This is a genomic window from Aeromonas ichthyocola (assembly GCF_046087985.1).
GTDB classification, from domain to species: Bacteria; Pseudomonadota; Gammaproteobacteria; order Enterobacterales; family Aeromonadaceae; genus Aeromonas; species Aeromonas rivipollensis.
In genome coordinates, this window is sequence record NZ_JBJSWH010000001.1 from 764506 (window position 1) to 785926 (window position 21421).

The 21421-nt window shown below is 60.4% G+C and carries 16 protein-coding genes, 1 tRNA gene and 6 pseudogenes; 10 read left to right on the forward strand and 13 right to left on the reverse strand.

The features are described 5' to 3' along the window. The first annotated feature begins 41 nt into the window (after positions 1-41). From ACF2JD_RS03590 to ruvX, 3 genes and pseudogenes are all read left to right on the forward strand, one after another. A pseudogene (locus tag ACF2JD_RS03590) lies at positions 42-595 on the forward strand (YqgE/AlgH family protein). 30 nt (positions 596-625) lie between these two features. Continuing rightward, a pseudogene (locus ACF2JD_RS22575) lies at positions 626-730 on the forward strand (YqgE/AlgH family protein); the annotation flags it as partial. Between the two features lie 243 nt (positions 731-973). Next, a complete protein-coding gene (gene ruvX, locus ACF2JD_RS03595; RefSeq protein WP_025326196.1) occupies positions 974-1396 on the forward strand; it encodes a Holliday junction resolvase RuvX in 423 nt (140 codons plus the stop codon). A 121-nt stretch (positions 1397-1517) separates the two neighbouring features. Here ruvX and yidZ read toward each other — a convergent pair whose 3' ends face one another. The 4 genes from yidZ to ACF2JD_RS03615 form a co-directional block, all read right to left on the reverse strand. Beyond that, on the reverse strand, positions 1518-2573 hold the full coding sequence (yidZ, locus tag ACF2JD_RS03600) for an HTH-type transcriptional regulator YidZ (RefSeq protein ID WP_440986780.1): 1056 nt from the start codon (positions 2571-2573) through the stop codon (positions 1518-1520). 13 nt (positions 2574-2586) lie between these two features. Continuing rightward, positions 2587-3756, reverse strand: a complete 1170-nt coding sequence (locus ACF2JD_RS03605; protein WP_440986781.1) for an MdtL family multidrug efflux MFS transporter — start codon at positions 3754-3756, stop codon at positions 2587-2589. 274 nt (positions 3757-4030) lie between these two features. After that, positions 4031-5188 (reverse strand): FOX/MOX family class C beta-lactamase, encoded by a 1158-nt coding sequence (gene ampC / locus ACF2JD_RS03610; protein ID WP_440986882.1) that lies wholly within the window; start codon positions 5186-5188, stop codon positions 4031-4033. Positions 5189-5434: 246 nt separating this feature from the next. Next, entirely contained in the window at positions 5435-6874 is a 1440-nt protein-coding gene (locus tag ACF2JD_RS03615) for an alanine/glycine:cation symporter family protein (RefSeq protein WP_106887516.1), read from the reverse strand. Between the two features lie 724 nt (positions 6875-7598). On the opposite strand from ACF2JD_RS03615, the gene tal reads away from it, so the two are divergent. Next, on the forward strand, positions 7599-8549 hold the full coding sequence (tal, locus tag ACF2JD_RS03620) for a transaldolase (RefSeq protein WP_139745836.1): 951 nt from the start codon (positions 7599-7601) through the stop codon (positions 8547-8549). A 193-nt stretch (positions 8550-8742) separates the two neighbouring features. Continuing rightward, entirely contained in the window at positions 8743-8922 is a 180-nt protein-coding gene (locus ACF2JD_RS03625) for a DUF3545 family protein (protein WP_043762059.1), read from the forward strand. Positions 8923-8973: 51 nt separating this feature from the next. Here ACF2JD_RS03625 and ACF2JD_RS03630 read toward each other — a convergent pair whose 3' ends face one another. Together ACF2JD_RS03630 and ung are read right to left on the reverse strand one after the other, a co-directional pair. Next, positions 8974-9522, reverse strand: a complete 549-nt coding sequence (locus ACF2JD_RS03630; protein WP_440986782.1) for a hemerythrin domain-containing protein — start codon at positions 9520-9522, stop codon at positions 8974-8976. Positions 9523-9687: 165 nt separating this feature from the next. Further along, positions 9688-10373, reverse strand: a pseudogene (gene ung / locus ACF2JD_RS03635) (uracil-DNA glycosylase). Between the two features lie 598 nt (positions 10374-10971). Here ung and grcA point away from each other — a divergent pair. Continuing rightward, on the forward strand, positions 10972-11352 hold the full coding sequence (gene grcA, locus ACF2JD_RS03640; protein WP_025326187.1) for an autonomous glycyl radical cofactor GrcA: 381 nt from the start codon (positions 10972-10974) through the stop codon (positions 11350-11352). A 106-nt stretch (positions 11353-11458) separates the two neighbouring features. Here grcA and ACF2JD_RS03645 read toward each other — a convergent pair whose 3' ends face one another. From ACF2JD_RS03645 to hemA, 7 genes and pseudogenes are all read right to left on the reverse strand, one after another. Continuing rightward, a complete protein-coding gene (locus ACF2JD_RS03645; protein ID WP_440986783.1) occupies positions 11459-12742 on the reverse strand; it encodes a C4-dicarboxylate transporter DctA in 1284 nt (427 codons plus the stop codon). Positions 12743-13046: 304 nt separating this feature from the next. Beyond that, positions 13047-13901 carry a 3-deoxy-8-phosphooctulonate synthase gene (gene kdsA / locus ACF2JD_RS03650; protein WP_106887521.1) on the reverse strand — a complete coding sequence of 285 codons (855 nt, stop codon included), beginning with the start codon at positions 13899-13901 and terminating at the stop codon, positions 13047-13049. A 38-nt stretch (positions 13902-13939) separates the two neighbouring features. After that, positions 13940-14736: pseudogene (locus ACF2JD_RS03655) on the reverse strand (SirB1 family protein). A gap of 13 nt (positions 14737-14749) precedes the next feature. Beyond that, positions 14750-15137 (reverse strand): annotated as a pseudogene (locus ACF2JD_RS03660) (SirB2 family protein). Between the two features lie 47 nt (positions 15138-15184). Next, a pseudogene (gene prmC / locus ACF2JD_RS03665) lies at positions 15185-16031 on the reverse strand (peptide chain release factor N(5)-glutamine methyltransferase). Positions 16032-16086: 55 nt separating this feature from the next. Further along, entirely contained in the window at positions 16087-17175 is a 1089-nt protein-coding gene (prfA, locus tag ACF2JD_RS03670; protein WP_106887524.1) for a peptide chain release factor 1, read from the reverse strand. A 51-nt stretch (positions 17176-17226) separates the two neighbouring features. After that, entirely contained in the window at positions 17227-18486 is a 1260-nt protein-coding gene (hemA, locus tag ACF2JD_RS03675) for a glutamyl-tRNA reductase (protein ID WP_106887525.1), read from the reverse strand. Positions 18487-18611: 125 nt separating this feature from the next. Between hemA and lolB the strand changes: the two genes are divergently transcribed. From lolB to ACF2JD_RS03695, 4 genes are all read left to right on the forward strand, one after another. Continuing rightward, positions 18612-19190, forward strand: coding sequence for a lipoprotein insertase outer membrane protein LolB (lolB, locus tag ACF2JD_RS03680; RefSeq protein WP_162520188.1), 579 nt, complete (start codon positions 18612-18614; stop codon positions 19188-19190). Then, positions 19187-20077, forward strand: a complete 891-nt coding sequence (gene ispE, locus ACF2JD_RS03685; protein WP_440986784.1) for a 4-(cytidine 5'-diphospho)-2-C-methyl-D-erythritol kinase — start codon at positions 19187-19189, stop codon at positions 20075-20077. Before lolB ends, ispE begins: the two co-directional genes overlap by 4 nt. After that, positions 20057-20131 (forward strand) — tRNA-Gln (locus ACF2JD_RS03690). The genes ispE and ACF2JD_RS03690 overlap by 21 nt, the downstream gene beginning before the upstream one ends. Before the next feature lie 329 nt (positions 20132-20460). After that, on the forward strand, positions 20461-21408 hold the full coding sequence (locus ACF2JD_RS03695; protein WP_025326177.1) for a ribose-phosphate pyrophosphokinase: 948 nt from the start codon (positions 20461-20463) through the stop codon (positions 21406-21408). Positions 21409-21421 lie beyond the last annotated feature (13 nt).

Genomic DNA, 21421 nt, shown 5'->3' on the forward strand with positions numbered 1-21421 from the left:
TGCCATAATCACCCCAAATACCTTTGCACTCTTTGATATCTATGCAAACACTGCAAAACCATTTTCTGCTCGCCATGCCGAGCCTCACGGACGTCTACTTCGAACGCTCCCTGGTCTATCTGTGCGAGCACAGCAGCGAGGGAGCCATGGGACTGGTGGTCAACATCCCGGTGGACATGTCCCTGGACGCCATGCTGACCAAGCTCAAGCTGAGCCCCCCTGCCACCGCCGAGATGAAGCAGCCGGTGCTGCAAGGGGGGCCGGTTCACGCCGATCGCGGCTTCGTGCTGCACAGCTTCCGCCCCGGTTTCAACTCCACCCTGCAGGTGGGGGACGAGATGATGGTGACCACCTCCAAGGATATTCTGGAAACCCTGGGTACAAGCGAGGCTCCTGCCATTGGCTGGTGGCCCTTGGCTATGCCGGCTGGAGCGCAGGGCAGCTGGAGCAGGAGCTGGTGGATGGCGCCTGGCTGGTGATCCCCCCCAATCCGGCTCTGGTGTTCAAGACCCCCATTCACAAACGTTGGCAGCAAGCCGCCGCCAGCATAGGGGTGAACCCGGTTCACCTCTCCAGCGATATCGGCCACAGCTAATCGGCATGCCAACCAGGTGGGACACAGCTGATGATGTTTGACACGCAGATTCACCAGCGCTGGCAGCAGGCCATTGTCGTCATCAGCATAGGCGTCAATCCTCTGCATCTCTCCAGCCAGGTGGGGCACAGTTAGATCCCTTGTCACGCTCTTTAGTTGGTGCAGTTCCCATTTAGTGCCCCTCATCCCCACCCTTCTCCCGCGAGGGGAGAAGGGGGTAAATCGGCACGTTTCGGATATATCTGCGGCAACCAGTCAGCTAAAACGGAGTTAGCCAGATTCGAGCGAGCATAACCTCGGCAGGTTCCCTCTCCCTTCGGGAGAGGGCTAGGGTGAGGGGATACGACATCTTTTTATTCATCTATTTCGAGGACATCCATGTCATCACGCAGCATCATGGGCTTTGACTACGGCACCAAGAGCATAGGCGTCGCCATCGGCCAGGAGCTCACGGGCACGGCCCAACCCCTTCGTTCCCTCAAGGCCAACGACGGCATTCCCAACTGGGACGAGATTGAAAAGTTGCTCAAGGAGTGGCAGCCGGATCTGCTTATTGTCGGCCTGCCGCTGAACATGGATGGCACCGATCAGGAGATCACTGTGCGGGCCCGCAAGTTCGGCAACCGCCTCCATGGCCGCTTCGGCAAGCCGGTGGAGTTCAAGGACGAGCGGCTCACCACCACGGATGCCCGCGCCCGCCTGTTCGAGCGCGGCGGCTACAAGGCGCTCGACAAGGGCAGCGTGGATGGGGTCTCCGCCCAGCTAATCGTCGAAGCCTGGATGGAAGAGCAATACGGTTGAGCCCGATGGGCCCGTCATCAGCACCATCAACAATCAGCCAGGCAGAAGAAGAATGGGAACCCAATATAACCAGCAGCAGCCGCCATTGGCCTTGCGGCAGGCAAAGAAGGTAAGCAGCGCATCAGGCATCTCCCATTACGCTTGGATTGCCCGGATTGGCCGAACCAGCCCTCAGCGCCCCGCCCCATGGGAACAGGGCAGTCCCCTCCGCCGCCAGGCCATAGAGCCGCTTCGATTTATTTTTATTAATCTCATTGCGCAGCCACATCACCTTGGCATCCTGGTTATGGCGTTTGTGCCACAGCAGGATGAAGGCTATCTCAAGTTGCTTGTAGAGTGATTCGGGGAGCGGCAGAGGCATGGCGATCAGGTTGTCGTGGTGTCTGGCGGCATAACCAGCGCAATAGGACGGCGCCACCGCGATCAGCTCATGGCTCGACTGGGAGGCGATGTGCAGGGCCTGCTCGAAACTCGCCACCATGATGGGCACCTCCCGCCTCTGCCCCTCGTCCTCCAGCAGATCGTCCAGCGCCCAGCTGTCGCTGGCCTCCCACACCACGCTTACCTGGGGACAGGCCAGGAAGTTCTCCAGGGACCAGGTTTGCTGGAGCAGGGGGTGATCTTTACGCAGGAACACCACGGGCCTGTCGCTGAACAACACCTCGTGATCGATGTAATAGGGCAGCCGGTTGACCCTGGCCTGGGAGCGACCGTGGGTCTCCCGGGCGCAGAAGCCGAGATCCGCATCCCCGTTGACTATGTCGTTGAGGGAGTGGTGATCCCACCCCAGCATCCTGACCACAGAGTGGGGATACTTCTGGTAGATGGTCATGGGCAGCTCGCTCAGGAAGCTGGTGCTGAAGGGGGACTCCATCACCAGGCTGAAGCGGGCCCCCTCGGGGATCGCCTCGCTGTTAAGGGAAGTGATGCTGTCTGTCAGCAGGAACCAGGCCTTGAGCTCCTCTTCCAGGGTCAGGGAGAGCTGGGTCGGCTGCAGCCCCTGACGTACCCGCACCAGGAGGGGATCGTCAAACCAGTCCCGCAGCTTGGCGAGCGCCTTGCTCACCGCCGAGGGGGTGACGCAGAGCTTCTTGGCCGCCCCTGTCACGCTGCGCTCCTGCATCAGGTGCTTGAAGACCACCAGCAGGTTCAAATCCAGTTCACCCAGGTTGCGCATCTTTCCTCTCCCCTTATCCCCGCGACCGCGCTTCGCGCAGCGCGAGCCATGGTAGCAGCCCTTTGACGGCCAGGTAACTGAGCAGGGTCAACAGCAGGGCAGAGATCAGCATCAAGGATGGGGCCACGCCAAGCTGGCCCAGCAGCCAGATATAGAAGCCGGAGAGGCTGATCTGCATGATGCAGAGCAGGGCGCTGGCAAATGCCGCCTGGTGCTGACACTCCGCCAGCGCCTCCCCCATCGCCACCCCGAAGCCGCAGGAGAAGCCGATGCAGACCAGGGCAAAGCCCGGCAGCAGCAAGGGGATGTCGCCACCCAGCTGCCAGCTGCCGAGCAGGAGGCAGGCCGCCAGCAGGTAGGCCAGATGGGAGAGCGCCAGCACCCTCTGCTTGCACAGCCAGCGCAGCAGCAGCGGGGTCAGGAAGGAAGTGGACATGCTCACCCCGGCCATCACCATCATCACCAGGGAGTACTGCTCAGTGGTGAAGCCAAGCCCCTGCATCAGGATCAGCGGCGAGACGCTGACATAGACCAGAATGGCGGTCACGCTGGTGCTGGTCAGCAGCGAGTGCAGCATGAAGCGCGGGGAGCCCAGCAGGGCAAGGGGCCGGGGTGCGCCACTCTGCTGGCGGGCCGGGCGAGTCTCCCTGAGCAGCAGCAGGTTGACCAGGCCGCTGACGGCGGCCACCAGCGCCATCGCCACGAAGATCCCGCGCCAATCAAAATGCGACAGGATGAGATAACCCAGCACGGGTGCCAGCACCGGAATGACGCAGATCACCCCGTTGATCATGGAGAGCGCCATCGCCAGCCGCGCCTGGCTCAGCACATCCCGCAGCACGGTAAAGGTCATGATATAGAGCGCCCCCGCCCCGACCCCCTGCCAGAAGCGGCCGAGATAGAATTGGCGGATCCCCGCCGCATTGGCCGCCACCAGGGAGGCGATGACAAAGATGATGGCGCCCCCCAGCACCACCCAACGCCGGCCATGGCGATCCGCAATCATCCCCCCCAGCAGCACAGTGGCCGCCATGCCGAACAGGTAGATGGAGAAGGCGGTGTGGATCTGCGCCTCGCTCGCCTGCAGGGCATCGGCAATCTGGGGCACGGCCACCAGATAGAGATCGATCCCGACCGGGTAGAGGATGATCATCAGGAAAGTGCACAGCAGGAAAATGCCCATGGATGCTCCATTGCGAAAGGTCCGCCCACGCAGACCATGCCAACCAGCGTCGGTGGCGGGAGCAGGGGGGACAGGTTGAATATGGGCAGCACTATAGGAGGGGCGCCCGCTCGCACCTAGTGACGAGATGGCGAACGGTAGATTCCAGTTTGGAAATTTGGTGGCGGGGGGCAAGCCATTGGGGCCATCAGGTGAGGCCTGACTGTGCCGGGCAGCACCGAAGAGTACGCCGGGCTATCCCGGCGTACTCATGTCAATCAACGGGGCCGAGCTGTCACTCCGCCAGCTTGCTCAGGATGGCGTGGGCCGCCTTGACGCGGGCTTCGTTCGGATAGTTGCGATTGGCCAGCATGACGATGCCGACGCCCTTGGCGGGCACGAAGGCCACATAGGCGCCGAAGCCGTTGGTCGCGCCTGTCTTGTTGTAGAGCCGCGCCGCCCCCGTTTCCCGGGACCCGGCAACGGGGCTGACCGGATTGGCATTGTAAGTCACCGCCGGGGAGTTGCCCGCCAGCAGCGCCGCTTCGCTGACGGGATAGGGGTAGCTCTCCCAGCCGAGCCCCTGGGTCATGGTTCCCACCGAGTAGAAACCGGTGTGGGTCATGGCGATCGCCTGTTGAATCGCCTTGTCCTCAGCGCCAGTCATATTGGCGCCGACGAAGGTCAGCAGATCCGCCGAGCTGGTCTTGATGCCATAGGCCTCGTCCGCCAGGACACCCGGGTTGACCCGGATGGGTTTGTCCTCTTTCGAGTAGCCATAGGCGTAGTTCCCCATGGCAGCCGCGGGCACTTTGAGATAGGTGTGGGCCAGGCCGAGCCCGGGCAGCAGGGTCTGGCTCATCAGCTGCTCAAAGGGTTGCCCCAGGCTATGAGCCGCCAGATGGCCGAACAGGCCGATACTGGGGTTGGAGTACTGGCGATGGGTGCCCGCCGGGTAGGCTGGCGTCCACTGGCGATAGTAGGCACGCATCTTGTCGGTGGAGTCCACCTCGTCGGGGAATTGCAGCGGCAGGCCCCCGGCGCTGTAGGTGGCGAGTTCGGCCATGGTGATGCCGTCGAAGGCGGTGCCTTTGAGCCAGGGGGCGTGCTGACTCACCTTGTCATCGGGCTGGAAGCCGCCCTTGACCACGGCGTAGGCCCCAATCGTTGCCGTAAGAGTCTTGCTGACCGAGCCAATCTCGAACAGGGTCTGCTCGCTCACGGGGGCTCCGCTCTCCCGGTTTGCCACCCCGTAGTTGAAGTAGTGGGCCTTGCCATCTTTCAGCACAGCCACCGCCATGCCCGGGATCCTGTACTCCTTGAGCACGGGCCGGATGCTGGCATCCACCAGGGGGCGCAGGGGATCGCCCTGGTTGTCCGCAGTGGCCTGAGTCAGGCCGGCCCACAGCAGGGTGCCCGCCGTCAGCAATGTCATCCGCACCTGTTGTTGCATGGTCATTCTATCCTCTCGGTTGCTTGGGATCGCCGCACCAGCGACGAGCTATGGGGCCAGCATAACGGGCCAAGGTGTGCTGGATGTGAAGTGGCGTGAAGCATAGTCACTTTGCCAAGGAGGCCTTCAGCCCGCCCCTGGGAGTCCAGTCATCCCATGCCACAGCCCCGGGCGGGCATGGGCCCATATAGAAGAGGGGAGCCCATGGCTCCCCTCTTTCATTACCCAACCGGATCAACCCAGGACTCAGGCCTGCTTGCTCTTGGGCGGGTTGTCCCAGATCCCCGCTTCCAGCTGGCTGCGGATCTCCGGGTACTTGTTGGCATCGAAGGTGGGGACGCGACCCAGCTTGAGCTGATCGTTGTAGTCCTTGGCCAGCTTGATGGCGACCCCCGAGAGCAGCAGTATGGCGATCAGGTTGACGATGGCCATCATCCCCATGGAGACATCCGCCAGGGCCCACACGGTCGGCAGCTCACCCACGGAACCAAACATCACCATGCCCAGCACGAACATCCGGAACAGCATCAGGCCGCCCTTGTGGTTGTGCTCGAGGAACACCAGGTTGGTCTCGGCGTAGGAGTAGTTCGCCACTATGGAGGTGAAGGCGAAGAAGAAGATGGCCGCCGCGATGAAGATGTTGCCACCACCACCGACCTGGGAGGAGAGCGCACGCTGGGTCAGCTCGACCCCGGTGACGCCGGAGCCCGGCTCGAACTGGCCGGACATCAGTATGATGGCGGCAGTACAGGTACAGATGACTATGGTGTCGAGGAAGACCCCCAGCATCTGCACATAGCCCTGGGACGCCGGGTGCGGCGGATAGGGGGTCGCGGTCGCGGCGGCGTTCGGGGCAGAGCCCATACCGGCTTCGTTGGAGAAGAGGCCGCGCTTGATGCCGTTGATCATCGCCTGGGAGATGGCGTAACCCATGGCACCGGAACCCGCCTGCTCGATGCCGAAGGCCGACTTGATGATGAGAACAAAGACCCCGGGCAGCTCGCTGATGTTCATGGCTACCACGAACAGCGCCATCAAGATGTAGGCCAGTGCCATGAAGGGCACCACCAGCTCGGCGAAGCGGGCTATGCCGCGGATGCCGCCGAAGATGATGAGACCGGACAGCACCACAAGGGCCAGACCGCTGACCCAGTCAGGGATGCCGAAGGCGACGTTCATGGCCAGGCTGATGGAGTTTGCCTGCACCGCATTGAACACCAGACCGAATGCCAGCAGCAGGCAGAGGGAGAAGACCACCCCCATCCAGCGCATGCCGAGACCACGCTCCATGTAGTAGGCGGGACCACCACGGTAGTTGCCGTCTTCGTCCTTGACCTTGTAGAGCTGGGCCAGGGTACTCTCGACGAAGGCGGTGGCCATGCCGATGAAGGCGATCAGCCACATCCAGAAGATGGCGCCAGGGCCCCCCAGATAGATGGCGACGGCCACGCCGGCCAGGTTGCCGGTACCCACACGGGCGGCCAGGCTGGTACACAGGGCCTGGAAGGAGGAGATGCCGGCACTGTCGGATTTGCGGCTATTGCGCAGTACCGAGAACATGTGGCCGAAGTGACGGATCTGGATAAACCCCAGGCGGAAGGTAAAGAAGAGTCCGACCCCGATCAGCAGGTAAATGAGCACGGCTCCCCACATCAGGTCGTTAATCATTGCAATCAAGGTGTCCATAATTCTCTCGTTGTTATCACATCCATGGTCAGTCTGCGCTGACCGCTCTCTGTCAATTTCCGAATTAGCATTGCGCCGAAGGGGCGGAATCTAGCATAGGGAGGGAATTCAGAATAGTGATTAGGCTCACTGGAAAGACAAAAAACGAGCGATTTGATGCAAAAAAGCTTCATTTAGCACGCAAATAATCAACAAAACTTGATGTGCGATTCTACAGTTGATAAATAAGACCCGAAGGGGGCTCATTTGTCGATATTCCCATGACGGTAAAAACAGATGCCTTGACCGGCGGCGGTAAGGCAAGCGTTTGCCTCTGATGTCGCCCAGCCAGGGGCTTGTCACGCCAAACGTTTTACACGTAATTAAATTTCAAGTAGCTGACAAGAGTATTTGTGTGACCCACTGCACAAAATGAAGAATCAACTAAAAAAGTTGCTTTTGTGCCGGTCGCAGGGCGTTGCCAAAAAATCAGTAAAAGTCGTTTTTTATCAGATACTTTCCTCCTGTCGCGCCCCCCTCTCCCACCACCTGGGTGATTCACGTACAAGGCTCCCTATTGCAGGAAGCGCCACATCCGTATTAATTAGGCAGGCAGTGGCGATGGGCCACCCCCATCGTGCTTTTCTGAGCCTGAGTCGCCGGGATTTTGTAATTTTATTTCAGAACGGCCGTCTCACGCCCGCAACCCCTGGGATTGCTCCCTCATATAGAGATGATATTTGCTATGGCCGATAAATTAACCCAGCTGAAAGCCCTGACCACGGTAGTTGCCGACACCGGCGACATCGAAGCCATCAAGCGCTACCAGCCCATCGATGCCACCACCAACCCCTCCCTGGTGTTGAAGGCATCCGAGATCCCCGAGTACGCGGCGCTGATCGAAGACGCCATCAACTGGGCCAAGTCCCAGAGCCAGGACAAGGCACAGCAAATCATCGACGCGGGCGACAAGCTGGCGGTCAACATAGGTCTGGAAGTACTGAAAATCGTCCCGGGCCGCATCTCCACCGAGGTGGATGCACGTCTCTCCTTCGACACCGACGCCAGCATCGCCAAGGCCCGCAAGCTGATCCGCCTCTACAACGAAGCCGGCATCACCAACGATCGCATCCTGATCAAGCTGGCCTCCACCTGGGAAGGCATCCGTGCCGCCGAAGTCCTGGAGAAAGAGGGCATCCAGTGCAACCTGACCCTGCTGTTCTCCTTCGCCCAGGCCCGTGCCTGTGCCGAAGCCGGCGCCTTCCTGATCTCCCCGTTCGTGGGCCGCATCCTCGACTGGTACAAGGCCAAGCACAACCGTGACTACACCGCGAGCGAAGATCCGGGCGTGGTCTCAGTCACCGCCATCTACGACTACTACAAGCAGCACGACTACCAGACAGTGGTGATGGGTGCGAGCTTCCGCAACACCGGCGAGATCCTGGAGCTGGCCGGTTGCGATCGCCTGACCATAGGCCCTGCCCTGCTGGAAGAGCTGAGCAAGACCGAAGGCGCCGTGGTGCGCAAGCTGAACTACACCGGTGAGCGCAAGGCAAAGCCGACCCCCATGACAGAAGCACAGTTCCGCTGGGAGCTGAACCAGGACGCCATGGCGGTCGAGAAGCTGGCCGAAGGCATCCGCATGTTCGCCGTCGATCAGGGCAAGCTGGAAACCATGCTGGCCAGCCGTCTGTAAAAGACGGGCCGAGGCCATCTCGGCCAGCCCCCTTCACAGGAGGTGTTGCGCCGATAAAACCGGGCTCCCGAAAGGGCAGCCCGGTTTTTTTTATCCACCTTCCCGATTGTCACAACTTGGTCATAAAAACGTTTTATTTTCAAATGCGTCGTGTTATACGAATGGTGAAAACCATAAAACCAAGGAGGGAGCCATGGACATGTTCAACTTCGATTTTGACGAGGTCGTTGAGCTGGGTTCACGTAGCCGCGGGACAACGGGAAAGAAACGTAAATGGCGTGAGATAGAGGCGCTTAAAGACAAGCACCGCCTGCAAAAGGAGCTGCAAGCCATCGACATCGCCTACGAAGGTTCGGACGAACTGGAACTGTAAAAACAAGGCCCCGGTTAACCGGGGCCTTGTTTTTTAAGAGAGTGTTACCCCTCAGGAAGAGGGGGGCAACGAGAGCTGCTTGGCCAGCGCCTGAAAGTGCTGGCTCACCTCGGCCCCGAACAGGGGATCATTGATGGCCCTGTTCTGCCAGAGCTGCTCGAGCTGACGCCAGTCATCCTCGGTCAGGGAGTCACGCAGATGGGGGAAGATCACCCCCTCCTCGTAGTTCATGTGGGCCTCCTGCTGCTCGATGAACTGCTCCAGCTTGGCGGTGAACTGCTCAAGCGGAATGACGGCGTCCATCAGTATCATCTCCACCATATCCTTGAGCTCGGTGCCGGCCACCAGCAGGCGGGCGTGCTCCTCATGCAGCCGGTTGGCGACCTCCCCCTCCACCACCCTGTATTTCAGGTAGTAGTCATAGATCATGTCTTCCTTGGGGTGATGGAACTTGTCGGAGACCTCCCGCAAGTAGTCCACCACGTCCCGGAGCAGGAAATAGCTCACCGGCTGCTCATTGCGGATGGCTGCCAGCTTGTGCTTGAGCAGCGTCAGCAGCCTGGCGATGTTGAGGTGGTCCTTATGGAGACTGGATAACATGAGCACTCCTTGCGCTGAATTGAAAAAGAGACTGTCTCGAGTATACGGTCATTTATCACCCGAACTTTGCACTCAATCAAGTCAGTTGCAGACAATCCCCACCCCGGCGATGCAGACAAGCGAGCAAGCCTGCTCGCCCTTGCCTGCCCAGAGGCGGGAAGAGGGTCAGGCCGGCACCGGCTGGTGATGGCAGACCGAGAGCCAGTGATGGGGTTCATCCCCTGCTGCACCAGCAGGCGGTTTGCCTCCGAGAAGTGGCCACAGCCGATGAAGCCGCGGTGAGCGGACAATGGGCTGGGATGGGGAGCCGTCAGCACATGGTGACGCGCCCGGTCGATGAAGCGTCCCTTCTTCTGGGCATGGGCTCCCCACAGCAGGAAGACCACCCCCTGGCAGTGTGAGTTGATCCGCTCTATGACCCTGTCGGTGAAGGTTTCCCAGCCCAGATGGGCATGGGAGTGGGCCATGCCCGCCTGCACCGTCAGCACCGTATTGAGCAGCAGCACCCCCTGGGTGGCCCAGGACTCCAGGAAGCCGTGACCGGGTGTGACAAAACCCGGCAGATCCCGCAGCATCTCCTTGTAGATGTTGACCAGGGAGGGAGGCGTGCGTACCCCGGGCAGCACGGAGAAGCAGAGGCCGTGGGCCTGATCCGGCCCGTGATAGGGGTCTTGCCCCAGGATCACCACCTTGACACTGTCCAGCTCGGTCAACTTGAAGGCATTGAACACCTCGGTGGCCGGGGGGTAAATCACCTTGCCCGCTTCCCGCTCCTCCCTGACGGTCGCCAGGGTTGCCTTGAAATAGTCCTGCTCTTTCTCAGAACCGATCACATCCTTCCAGGTCAGCACGCCAGTCTCCTCTCTCTGTGAATCCGCTACCTCTGGCACCCCGATATCCTCGATGAATGCCGCAAGGGGCTCAGGATAGGGGGCCGGGCAGCAAGACGCAACCGCGACTCGGCTCTGAGGGATGGCCACCCCTGCACCCCTGCGCCCGCCAAAACCCCTGGCACCCTGCCTATCGAGATGATGGTCGATGACCGCAGCCACCAGCGCCTTGACGGCCGCGCACCTGGCCACCCAGCGAGGTCCTGCCCGGATCTTGTAAGACGCCCGACCCTGACCTTATAAAGAGAATAACGGCTAAAGATGTAGTTAAATTACTAGATATACCCAATAAAAAATGCATAATTCATATATCTTACAAAATCATAAAAATGATCTATTTTTGATTAATCTCAATAAATTAATCCCTTTCCTCGCGCGCAAAATGCGCTTTTATTGATTTAGATCAATTTTCGTATTATTACCATCGTGGTATATATGACCCCAACGAAGTAAAGGTGTAAGGCAAGGCCCCGTTAAATCATCCCGTCATCAAGGTGGTTTAAAAACATCAGGGTAATGTGCTTACCGTTGAATCCGCTTTCCTATGAGGAGTCATACCATGATCAAGGGCATCCAAATCACCCAGTCCGCCAACGCCGCACTGCTGAACTCTTTCTGGCTGCTGGATGAAGAGAAGCAGCAAGCTCGCTGCATCTGCGCCAAGGGCGACAGCTTCGTCGCCGATCAGGAAGTCGCACTGTCCGACCTGGGCCAGTTCGAATACCGTGAACTGCCGGTCCAGACCGAACCCGTGGTCGAGGGTGGTCAACACCTGAACGTCAACGTGCTGCGCCGCGAGACCCTGGAAGACGCCATCGCCAATCCGGAAAAGTACCCGCAGCTGACCATCCGCGTGTCTGGCTACGCAGTGCGTTTCAACGCCCTGACCCCGGAACAGCAGCGTGATGTGGTCACCCGCACCTTCACCCAGAGCCTGTAATTCCCTCTGCGGTCATCTGCACCATGAAAAACGGCCCACTCGGGCCGTTTTTTTATGGGCAAGCCACAGTGCCTGCCCATCTCTCCTTGCAGACCGCGCCTGCCGGCTATCCGTGCTGGTCGACCTTCTGCACGGCGACCGGGTTGGCAAGCACCTCGTTCATCTTCTGCTCGTCTAGCTGATCGCAATAACGCGCCACCACCAGAGTCGCCACGCCGTTGCCGATGAGGTTGGTCAGGGCCCGCGCCTCCGACATGAAACGATCTATCCCCAGGATCAGCGCCAGCCCGGCGAGTGGCAGGTGCCCCACAGCCGAGATGGTGGCCGCCAGCACGATGAAGCCGCTACCGGTGACCCCGGCCGCCCCCTTGGAGGAGATGAGCAACACCACCAGCAGGGTGAGCTGCTGGAACAGATCCAGCGGCGTATTGGTCGCCTGGGCGATGAAGACGGCCGCCATGGTCAGGTAGATGGAGGTGCCATCCAGGTTGAAGGAGTAACCGGTCGGGATCACCAGGCCCACCACCGACTTCTTGCAGCCGAGCGCCTCCATCTTCACCAGCATGCGCGGCAATACGGATTCGGAAGAGGAGGTCCCCAGCACGATCAGCAGTTCTTCCTTGATATAGGAAATAAAGCGCAAGATGCTGAAACCATTTGCCTTGGCAATACTACCCAGCACCATGAAGATAAACAGCAGACAGGTCACGTAGAAGCAGGCGATTAATTGTCCCAGCTGCACCAGCGAGCCAATACCGTATTTTCCAATGGTAAAGGCCATCGCCCCGAATGCGCCAACCGGTGCCAATTTCATGATCATGTTGATAATGCCGAAAATAACCTGGGAGAAGCTGTCGATCATATTGAAGACTAATTTCCCCTTCTCGCCGATATGGTGCAGGGAGAAGCCAAACAGCACCGCAAACAGCAACACCTGAAGAATGTTGCCGCTGGCAAAGGCGCCGATCACGCTGCCCGGGATCACGTCAAGCAGGAAGGCGATGATGCCCTGCGACTTGGCTTGCTCGGCATAGGCCGAGATGGAGCTGGCATCCAGGGTGGTCGGGTCCACGTTCATGCCGACCCCGGGTTGCAGCAGGTTGACCACGCACAGCCCGATGACCAGGGCTATGGTGCTCACCACTTCAAAGTAGAGCAGCGCTATGGCACCGGTTTTCCCCACCGCCTTCATGCTCTCCATGCCGGCGATGCCGGTCACTACGGTGCAGAAAATAACGGGGGCAATGATCATCTTGATTAATTTCACGAAGCCATCACCCAATGGCTTCATATCAGCCCCGAGGTCGGGATAGACATGTCCCAGAAATACCCCCAGGGTGATCGCAAGCAGCACCTGGAAATAAAGGCTGCTGAATACTTTCTTGTGCATGATTAACGTCCTGTTAATTAATTGACATCTCATATGGCAGAAATAGGCATGCAGGGAGCCGTCACGAGAAAATATCCTTCTCTCGTTGGCGTCATGCTATTTCATCATCGCAACGGCGCCACTTTCACACGTTATAAGAAGCAATTAAGAGACATTAATCACACAACATATTTAACATCATTAACACCACGGCAACTGCGATATAGTTGGTCGACGATGCATTTGAGACCCCATTGAAAACTCTCTGGATAAAAAAATGCCCCGCATGGCGGGGCAGCTGGCATCACTAAAGCGGCGTGCTGGATCAGGCGGAGGTATCCAGTGGCTCGAAGCCCTTGATGAGATCGTCGATGGCCTTCATCTGCTTGAGGAAGCCTTCCAACTTGTCCAGCGGCAGGGCACTCGGGCCGTCGCAGCGGGCCACTTTCGGGTCCGGGTGGGATTCGATAAACAGACCCGCCAAGCCGACCGCCATGCCGGCACGGGCCAGCTCGGTCACCTGATCCCGACGACCACCGGAGGCGGCCCCCAGGGGATCGCGACACTGTAATGAATGGGTCACGTCGAAGATGACGGGGTAGCCGCCGGTGCTCTTCTTCATCACCCCCAGGCCCAGCATGTCCACCACCAGGTTGTCGTAACCGAAGTTGGCACCGCGCTCGCACAGGATCAGGCGATCGTTGCCGCACTCCTCGAACTTGTCGGTGATGTTCTTCATCTGGCTCGGGCTCAGGAACTGCGGCTTCTTGATGTTGATGACGTTGCCGGTGCGGGCCATGGCCTCCACCAGATCGGTCTGGCGCGCCAGGAAGGCGGGCAGCTGGATGACATCCACTACCTCGGCAACCGGCTTGGCCTGATGCACTTCATGCAGATCTGAGATGACCGGCATGCCGAAGGTCGCCTTGAGCTCCTGGAAGATCTTCATCCCCTCTTCCAGGCCCGGGCCGCGGTAGGAGTGGATGGAGGAGCGGTTCGCCTTGTCCCAGCTCGCCTTGAACACGAATGGTATGCCCAGCTTGCTGGTCACTTCCACGTACTTCTCGCACACCGCCATCGCCATGTCGCGGGATTCCAGCACGTTCATGCCGCCAAACAGCACGAAGGGCTTGTCGTTGGCGACGTCGATCGCGTTGATCTTGATATTCTTCTGTTCCATCTCAGCATCCTTAAGTGAAGAGGCTTCCCCAGACCCCCTCAATGGAGGGGCTTGGGGCTAAGATCCAGACTGGCCAGCTGGGTTTTCAGCACATCGGCCACAGGATCGTCCGGGCATTGTTCAATAAAGTATTCAAAATCGTCGGCGGCGAAACGGGGGCAGTCGAGCTGCTCGTAGATGAAGCCCCTATCCCGCGTCTCCAGCGGATCTCCGGGCTTCATGCGCAGCAGCAGCTCGCTGCAGCGCAATGCTTCTGTCATGCGCTCCTCCCTCAGCAGGGCCCCCTTGCTGACGTTGAGCAGGCGTTCGATGATCTCCCACTGCCCGCAGGGCTGCAGATAAGCCGGGGTCAGGGTGGCCAATTGCCGAGCGCACCGCGCAGCAGCAGTTCGATACGGGCCAGGCTCAGCTCGTCGCCGGTAAAGGGGTCCACATAGACCTCTCCTTCACCACCAGCAAAGCTCACCAGGAAGTGGCCGGGAAGCAGATCCCCTCCACATCGAGCCCGAGCTTGCGCCCCAGCTGGATGATGAAAATGCCGAGGCTGACCGGGATCCCCTTGCGCTGCAGCAGAACCTGATTGAGGTCGCAGTTGGCGCAGAGAAGTAATCCTGCCAGTCGCCATGAAAACCGAGCTGCTGGTAGAAGCCTTGCAGCAGTTGCTCACGCACCTCGTCGCAGGAACCCTCTTCGATCTGTTCGTCCAGCCACTCGTCCAGCAGATTCAACTCACGCCCTCCCTCGGACGCGAGCCATAAATCTCATCGCTGACAGACAACGCCAGCTCGGTAATGTCATGGGCTTCGAAATCGGTCCATTCGTCTATGTGTAACATTCGTCATCATGCCTTAGCCGAATACACTCGCCTGTTTGAGCACTGCCAACTTGGCAATGAAGAAGACCCAGCCGAGGGCCCCCAACGCAAACCAGCGGACCAGATTGCTTTTGGCCAGCCGCAGCGCCATCGCCGCCAGAAATACCAGCACCAGAATGGCCATCAGCTTCTCGCTAAGCCATGGCGTTCCGTTATTGAGCGGGTTGAGATCCAGCACCATGCAGAGCAGCACGCCGGAGAGCACCACCAATCCGTTGAGCCAGCCGCTGACCTTCATCACCGGCGCGCTGTAGGCACGGCCAGTGGCGGTCTGCACCCAGTAGAAGCGAAGCATAAACATCAGCACGGCCCCGCCAATCAGCAGTGAGGTGCAGATGTTTGAGCACAAAAACATATTCAATCCTTGCATGGGGGCGCCCGGCCTGCCCGTAACAGTGAGGGAGGGACGTCAGCGCAGCGGGCAGAGGCCCAGCGTCACCCGTCGTTATCCCGTAATCGCGCACGGTGTCTACCTCACGGTAGCCGCCATCACGCAGCAACTGACGCACCACCTCCCCCTGATCCCAGCCATGCTCCAGTAACAACCAGCCATCGGTCAGCAGATAAGCGGGGCATGGGCCACGATGTGACGGATATCGGCCAGTCCGGCATCATCGGCAACCAGCGCTGAGCGGGGTTCAAAGCGCACGTCACCCAGCTCGAGATGGGGATCGGCGCCATCAATATAGGCGGATTGGAGACGATCACCGCAAAACGTGGCGTGTTGCAGCAATCCGGCTCGCCAAGGGGCTCGAACCAGCTGCCATCGCGCACCTCGATGGGCATCCCAACGCTGCGCTGTTCTCACGCGCCAGTGCGGCCGCGTCCGCCATCCTATCCACCGCCCATACATCGAGCTCGGGTCGCTCGGACTTGAGCGCCAGCGCGATGGCGCCGGTGCCGGTCCCCAGATCCAGCAGGGCGCAGGGGCCGGCAGGCAGGCGCGCCAGCGCCTGCTCCACCAGCACCTCGGTGTCGGGGCGCGGGATCAGGGTGGCCGGGCTCACCTTGAGGGGCAGCGACCAGAACTCCCGCTCGCCGATGAGGTGGGCTATGGGCTCACCGGCCAGGCGGCGGTCAAGCCAGGCTTGCAGGGTGGCCTGCTGGTCGGCATCGAGCTCGCGCTCCGGCCAGGTCATCAGGTAGCTGCGCCGGCAAGCCAGCAGATGGCAGAGCAGCGCATCGGCGTCGGCGCGGGGGGACTCCCCCCCGGCCAACGTCGCCATGATATGAGTTCGAGCCTGCTGGATCTGCATCAAGCGCACTCCATTAAGGTCGCCATGATGTGGGCACGAGCCTGCTGGATTTGCATTAATTGCTCTCGGCCAGGGAGGCCAGCTGATCCGCCTGATACTCCTGCACCAGCGGGGTAATGACGCAATCCAGATCCCCTTCGAGGATCTCCCCCAGACGATAGAGGGTGAGGTTGATGCGGTGCTCGGAGAGGCGCCCCTGGGGGTAGTTGTAGGTACGGATACGCTCGGAGCGATCCCCTGAGCCCACCAGGTTGCGGCGAGTGCTCTGCTCGGCGGCGCGGTGGCGCTCGTCCTCGGCCGCCTGCAGCCGGGCGGAGAGCACCGACATCGCCTTGGCACGGTTCTTGTGCTGAGAACGCTCATCCTGGCACTCCACCACCAGGCCGGTGGGCAGGTGGGTGATGCGGATGGCGGAGTCGGTCTTGTTGACGTGCTGACCACCGGCCCCGGAGGCGCGGAAGGTGTCGATCTTCAGCTCGGAGGGGTTGATCTCGATCTGTTCGGCTTCCGGCACTTCCGGCAGCACGGCCACGGTACAGGCGGAGGTGTGCACCCGCCCCTGGGATTCGGTCTCGGGTACCCGCTGCACCCTGTGGCCGCCGGACTCAAACTTGAGGCGGCCGTAGACGTGCTCGCCGTCCACCTTGGCGATCACCTCCTTGTAGCCGCCGTGCTCGCCGTCGTTGCAGCTGACGATGGAGACGCGCCAGCCCTGGCGCTCGGCATAACGGGAGTACATGCGGAACAGATCCCCTGCGAAGATCGCCGCCTCGTCGCCACCGGCACCGGCACGGATCTCGAGATAGCAGTTGTTGTCATCCTTGGGGTCGCGCGGCAGCAGCATCACCTGCAACGCCTGCTCCTGCTCCTCTAAGGTCGCCTTGGCGAGCGGCAGCTCCTCCTGCGCCATCTCGCGCAGGTCGGCGTCGTCCTCTTCCAGCATCATCCGGGTGGTCTCGAGGTTCTCCTCGGCCTGACGGAAGCGCTGGAAGGCGTGCACTATGTCTTCGAGCTGGGCATATTCCCGGGTCAGGGCACGGTATCTGTCCTGATCCGAGGCGACCCCGGGCTCGCCGAGCAGGGCCTGTACTTCTTCGTGGCGCTCGATGAGGCCTTCCAGCTTTCTGATCAATGACGGGTTCATAAATCTTGTGTTCTCGATGGAGGACGGAACAACCGGCAGGTTGCCCGAAAATTATGACTCTTGTGACAATCCCAGCACCTGACGCAGTTGGGACAGCTTGTGGGTGTCCCCCTGGGCTGCGGCCTGGCGCAGGGCCTGGGTCGGGGCGTGGATCAACTTGTTGGTGAGGCGGTGAGCCAGGGCCTTGAGGGCCTGCTCGGCATTCTCGCCCTGTTGCAGAGCCAGCAGGGCACGCTGCAACTCTTCATCCGCCACCTGTTGGGATTGGTGGCGATAATCGCGAATGAGATCCACAGAGTGCTGGCTGCGGTACCAGCCCATGAAGTCGCCCTGCTCTTCCTGCACTATGAGCTCGGCCTCGGCGGCCGCCCGCTTTCGGGTCTCGAGGTTCTGCTCGATGATGCCCTGCAGGTCATCCACAGTGTAGAGATAGGCGTCGGAGAGCTCGTCCACCTCGGCTTCGATGTCGCGGGGCACGGCGATGTCCACCAGGAACATGGGCCTGAAGCGGCGGGCCTTGAGGGCGCGCTCCACCATGCCCTTGCCGATGATGGGCAGGGGGCTGGCGGTGGAGCTGATGACGATGTCCGCCTCGTGCAGGTAGTCCGGGATCTCTTCGAGGGTCATCACCTGGGCGCCGAACTCCTCGGCCAGCAGCTGGGCCCGCTGCAGGGTGCGGTTCGCCACCATCATCTGGGTGACGTTCTGCTCGCGCAGGTGGCGGGCCACCAGTTCTATGGTCTCGCCAGCGCCGACCAGCAGCACCTTGGTCTGGGAGAGATCGGAGAAGATGCGGCGGGCCAGGCTCACGGCGGCGAAGGCCACCGACACGGCGCTGGCGCCGATCTCGGTGTCGGTACGCACCCGTTTCGCCACCGAGAAGGATTTCTGGAACAGCCGCTCCAGGGATCCCTTCACCGCTTCCGCCTGCTGGGCGTGGGCGTAGGACTGCTTGATCTGCCCCAGGATCTGCGGCTCTCCCAGCACCAGGGAGTCGAGCCCGCAGGCGACCCGCATCAGGTGGCGCACCGCCTCCTCGTCCTGGTGGCGGTAGATGGCGGAGACCACCTCGCTCGCCTCCAGCTGGTGGAACCGCTGTAGCCAGCTCAGCACCTGCTCCCCCTGCCCTTGCTCCAGGCTGCAGTACAGCTCGGTTCGATTGCAGGTGGAGACGATCACCGCCTCGCTGACACCGGGCTGCTCCACCAGCTCACGCAAGGCGCGATCGATGCAGTCCGGGCCAAATGCGACCCGTTCCCGCAAGGCGACACTGGCGGTGTTGTGGTTGATTCCGAGGGCAAGCAGACTCATGGGTGGGTGATGATCGTTTCGTGCACAGGGTATGAAGGCCGACAATTGTACGAGAAAGGGTAAGTCTTTAAAAGCGATACGGCCGCCCCTTATACTGTGGCAAATCTCTTATCCGGAGCACGACCTTGTTCTTGCGTATCTTCTCCCTCGCCTGCCTGCTGGTACTGGCCGGCTGTACCACCACTCAACCCCAGCGGGATCAGGTCAACTGGCAGCAGGAACGGGCCCGTCTCGAACAGCTGACCCACTGGGAGCTGTCGGGCAAGATGGCCATCATCACGGCCCGCCAGAAGGGCAGCGCCCGCCTCAACTGGCAGCAGAACGGCGACGACTATCGCCTCAACCTCACCAGCCTGATCGGCACCCATATCCTGGAGCTCTCCCGCAGCAAGGGGGAGATCACCCTGACCGACAACGAAGGCAAGGTGCACCAGAGCCAGGATGCAGAGGCCCTCGTCTATCAGCTCACCGGCTGGAATATTCCTGTCACCGGGCTGCCGGAGTGGATCAAGGGGCTGCCAGGTGAGGCCGAATTCGAGCTCAACCCCGACGCCAGCCTGGCCTCGGTGCGTGACGGCCAGTGGCAGATCGTCTATGGGGACTACCGGGATCAGGACAACTACCGGCTGCCGCACCTGCTGACCATGACGGGCCAGGGCAGCCGCCTCAAGTTGCAGATCAACCAATGGACCCTGGCGCCATGATGCAGGATACCATCCGGCAGGCGCTGATCCGCTGGCCGGCGCCGGCCAAGCTCAACCTCTTCCTGCACGTCAACGGCCGCCGCCCCGACGGCTATCACGAGTTGCAGACCCTGTTCATCTTCCTGGATCACGGCGACTGGCTGGAGTTTGACCCCCTGCCGGGCACCAGCCTGCTCACCCTGAGTCCTGCCATCCCCGGGGTGCCGGATGAACAGAATCTCATCATCCGTGCCGCCCGCCTGTTGCAGGGGAGGCTGCCAAGCCCGATGGGGGCCCATATCCGGTTGGAGAAGGTATTGCCCATGGGGGGCGGCATCGGCGGCGGCTCGTCTGACGCGGCCACCACCCTGGTGGCGCTGAATCATCTCTGGCAGGCAGGCTTGAGTGAAGACGAGCTGGCGGAACTCGGGGTGCAACTGGGGGCCGACGTGCCGGTGTTCGTGCGCGGCCGTGCCGCCTTTGCGGAAGGGGTTGGCGAGAAGCTGCAACCGGTCGAGGTGCCGAGCGCCTGGTATCTGGTGCTCAAACCCGATTGTCATGTGGCAACGGCGGCAGTTTTTCAGGATCCCGAGCTGCCTCGCAACACCCCCAGGATGACATTGCACACCCTGCTGGAAGGGGCGTGGAAAAACGATTGCGAATTGCTGGTGAAAAAGCGCCACCCCGAGGTTGCCAATGCGCTCGGCTGGTTGCTAGAATACGCGCCGTCAAGAATGACGGGCACTGGCGCCTGCGTCTTTGCTCAATTTGAAGACGAAGTGGCTGCTCGGAAGGTGTTGGCAAGGGTGCCGGAAGGCTGGGATGGGTTTGTCGCCAAGGGCGAGAACATATCACCACTCTTCGCCACTTTGCAACAAGTCAGTGATTGGGGTATCGCCAAGCGGTAAGGCAGCGGGTTTTGATCTCGCCATTCCTAGGTTCGAATCCTAGTACCCCAGCCAACTGGACATTGTTACGGGTCACATCGGGAGGTTTTGATCTCGTCGATGTGCCTGGGTTCGAATCCAGGTACCCCAGCAAACAGTGTATTGCTGAGGGCCACATCGAGAGGGGTTGATCTCGTCGATGTGCCTGGGTGCGAATCCGAGTACTCTGGCCAGTCTGACGTGATGGCACTAAGGTGGACGTTCTGCTGTCCACCCGGGTAATCTGGCGCCACCATGAACTTCCAGAGACCTTGTCCGTTATCTTGATAAATCGTTTGCCCCCAAACGATATGGGTCTGAATCAGACTCCCCACATACTGGATGCAACCCCGAGGTTTCAAACCGTGCCTGACATGAAGCTGTTTGCTGGTAACGCAACGCCGGAACTAGCCCAGAAGATCGCAGATCGCCTGTTTATCAAACTCGGCAATGCTGCCGTAGGTCGCTTTAGCGACGGCGAGATCAGCGTACAGATCAATGAGAATGTACGCGGTGGCGATATCTTCATCATTCAATCCACCTGTGCCCCGACCAACGACAATTTGATGGAATTGATCGTCATGGTGGATGCACTGCGTCGTGCTTCAGCTGGCCGTATCACTGCCGTTATTCCCTACTTTGGTTATGCCCGTCAGGACCGCCGCGTCCGCTCCGCCCGTGTGCCCATCACCGCCAAGGTAGTCGCCGACTTCCTCTCCAGCGTGGGTGTGGATCGCGTGCTGACCGTTGACCTGCATGCCGAGCAAATCCAGGGCTTCTTCGATGTCCCCGTAGACAACGTGTTCGGCAGCCCTGTGTTGCTGGAAGACATGCTGTCCAAGAACCTCGAGTCTCCTGTTGTCGTATCGCCGGACATCGGCGGCGTGGTCCGTGCCCGTGCCATCGCCAAGCTGCTGGACGACACCGACATCGCCATCATCGACAAGCGTCGTCCCCGCCCGAACGTCTCCCAGGTCATGCACCTGATCGGCGACGTGGCCGGCCGTGACTGCGTCATCGTCGACGACATGATCGACACCGGTGGCACCCTGTGCAAGGCGGCCGAAGCGTTGAAAGAGCGTGGCGCCAAGCGTGTATTCGCCTATGCGACCCACCCGGTCTTCTCCGGCACCGCCGTGGAAAACATCAAGAACTCGGTCATCGACGAGCTGATCATCACCGACTCCATCCCGCTCACCGCGGAGATGAAGGCGATCGGCAAGGTCAAGCAGCTGACGCTCTCCTCCGTGCTGGCCGAAGCCATCCGTCGTATCAGCAACGAAGAGTCCATCTCTGCCATGTTTGAGCATTGATTGACCCCGTTGT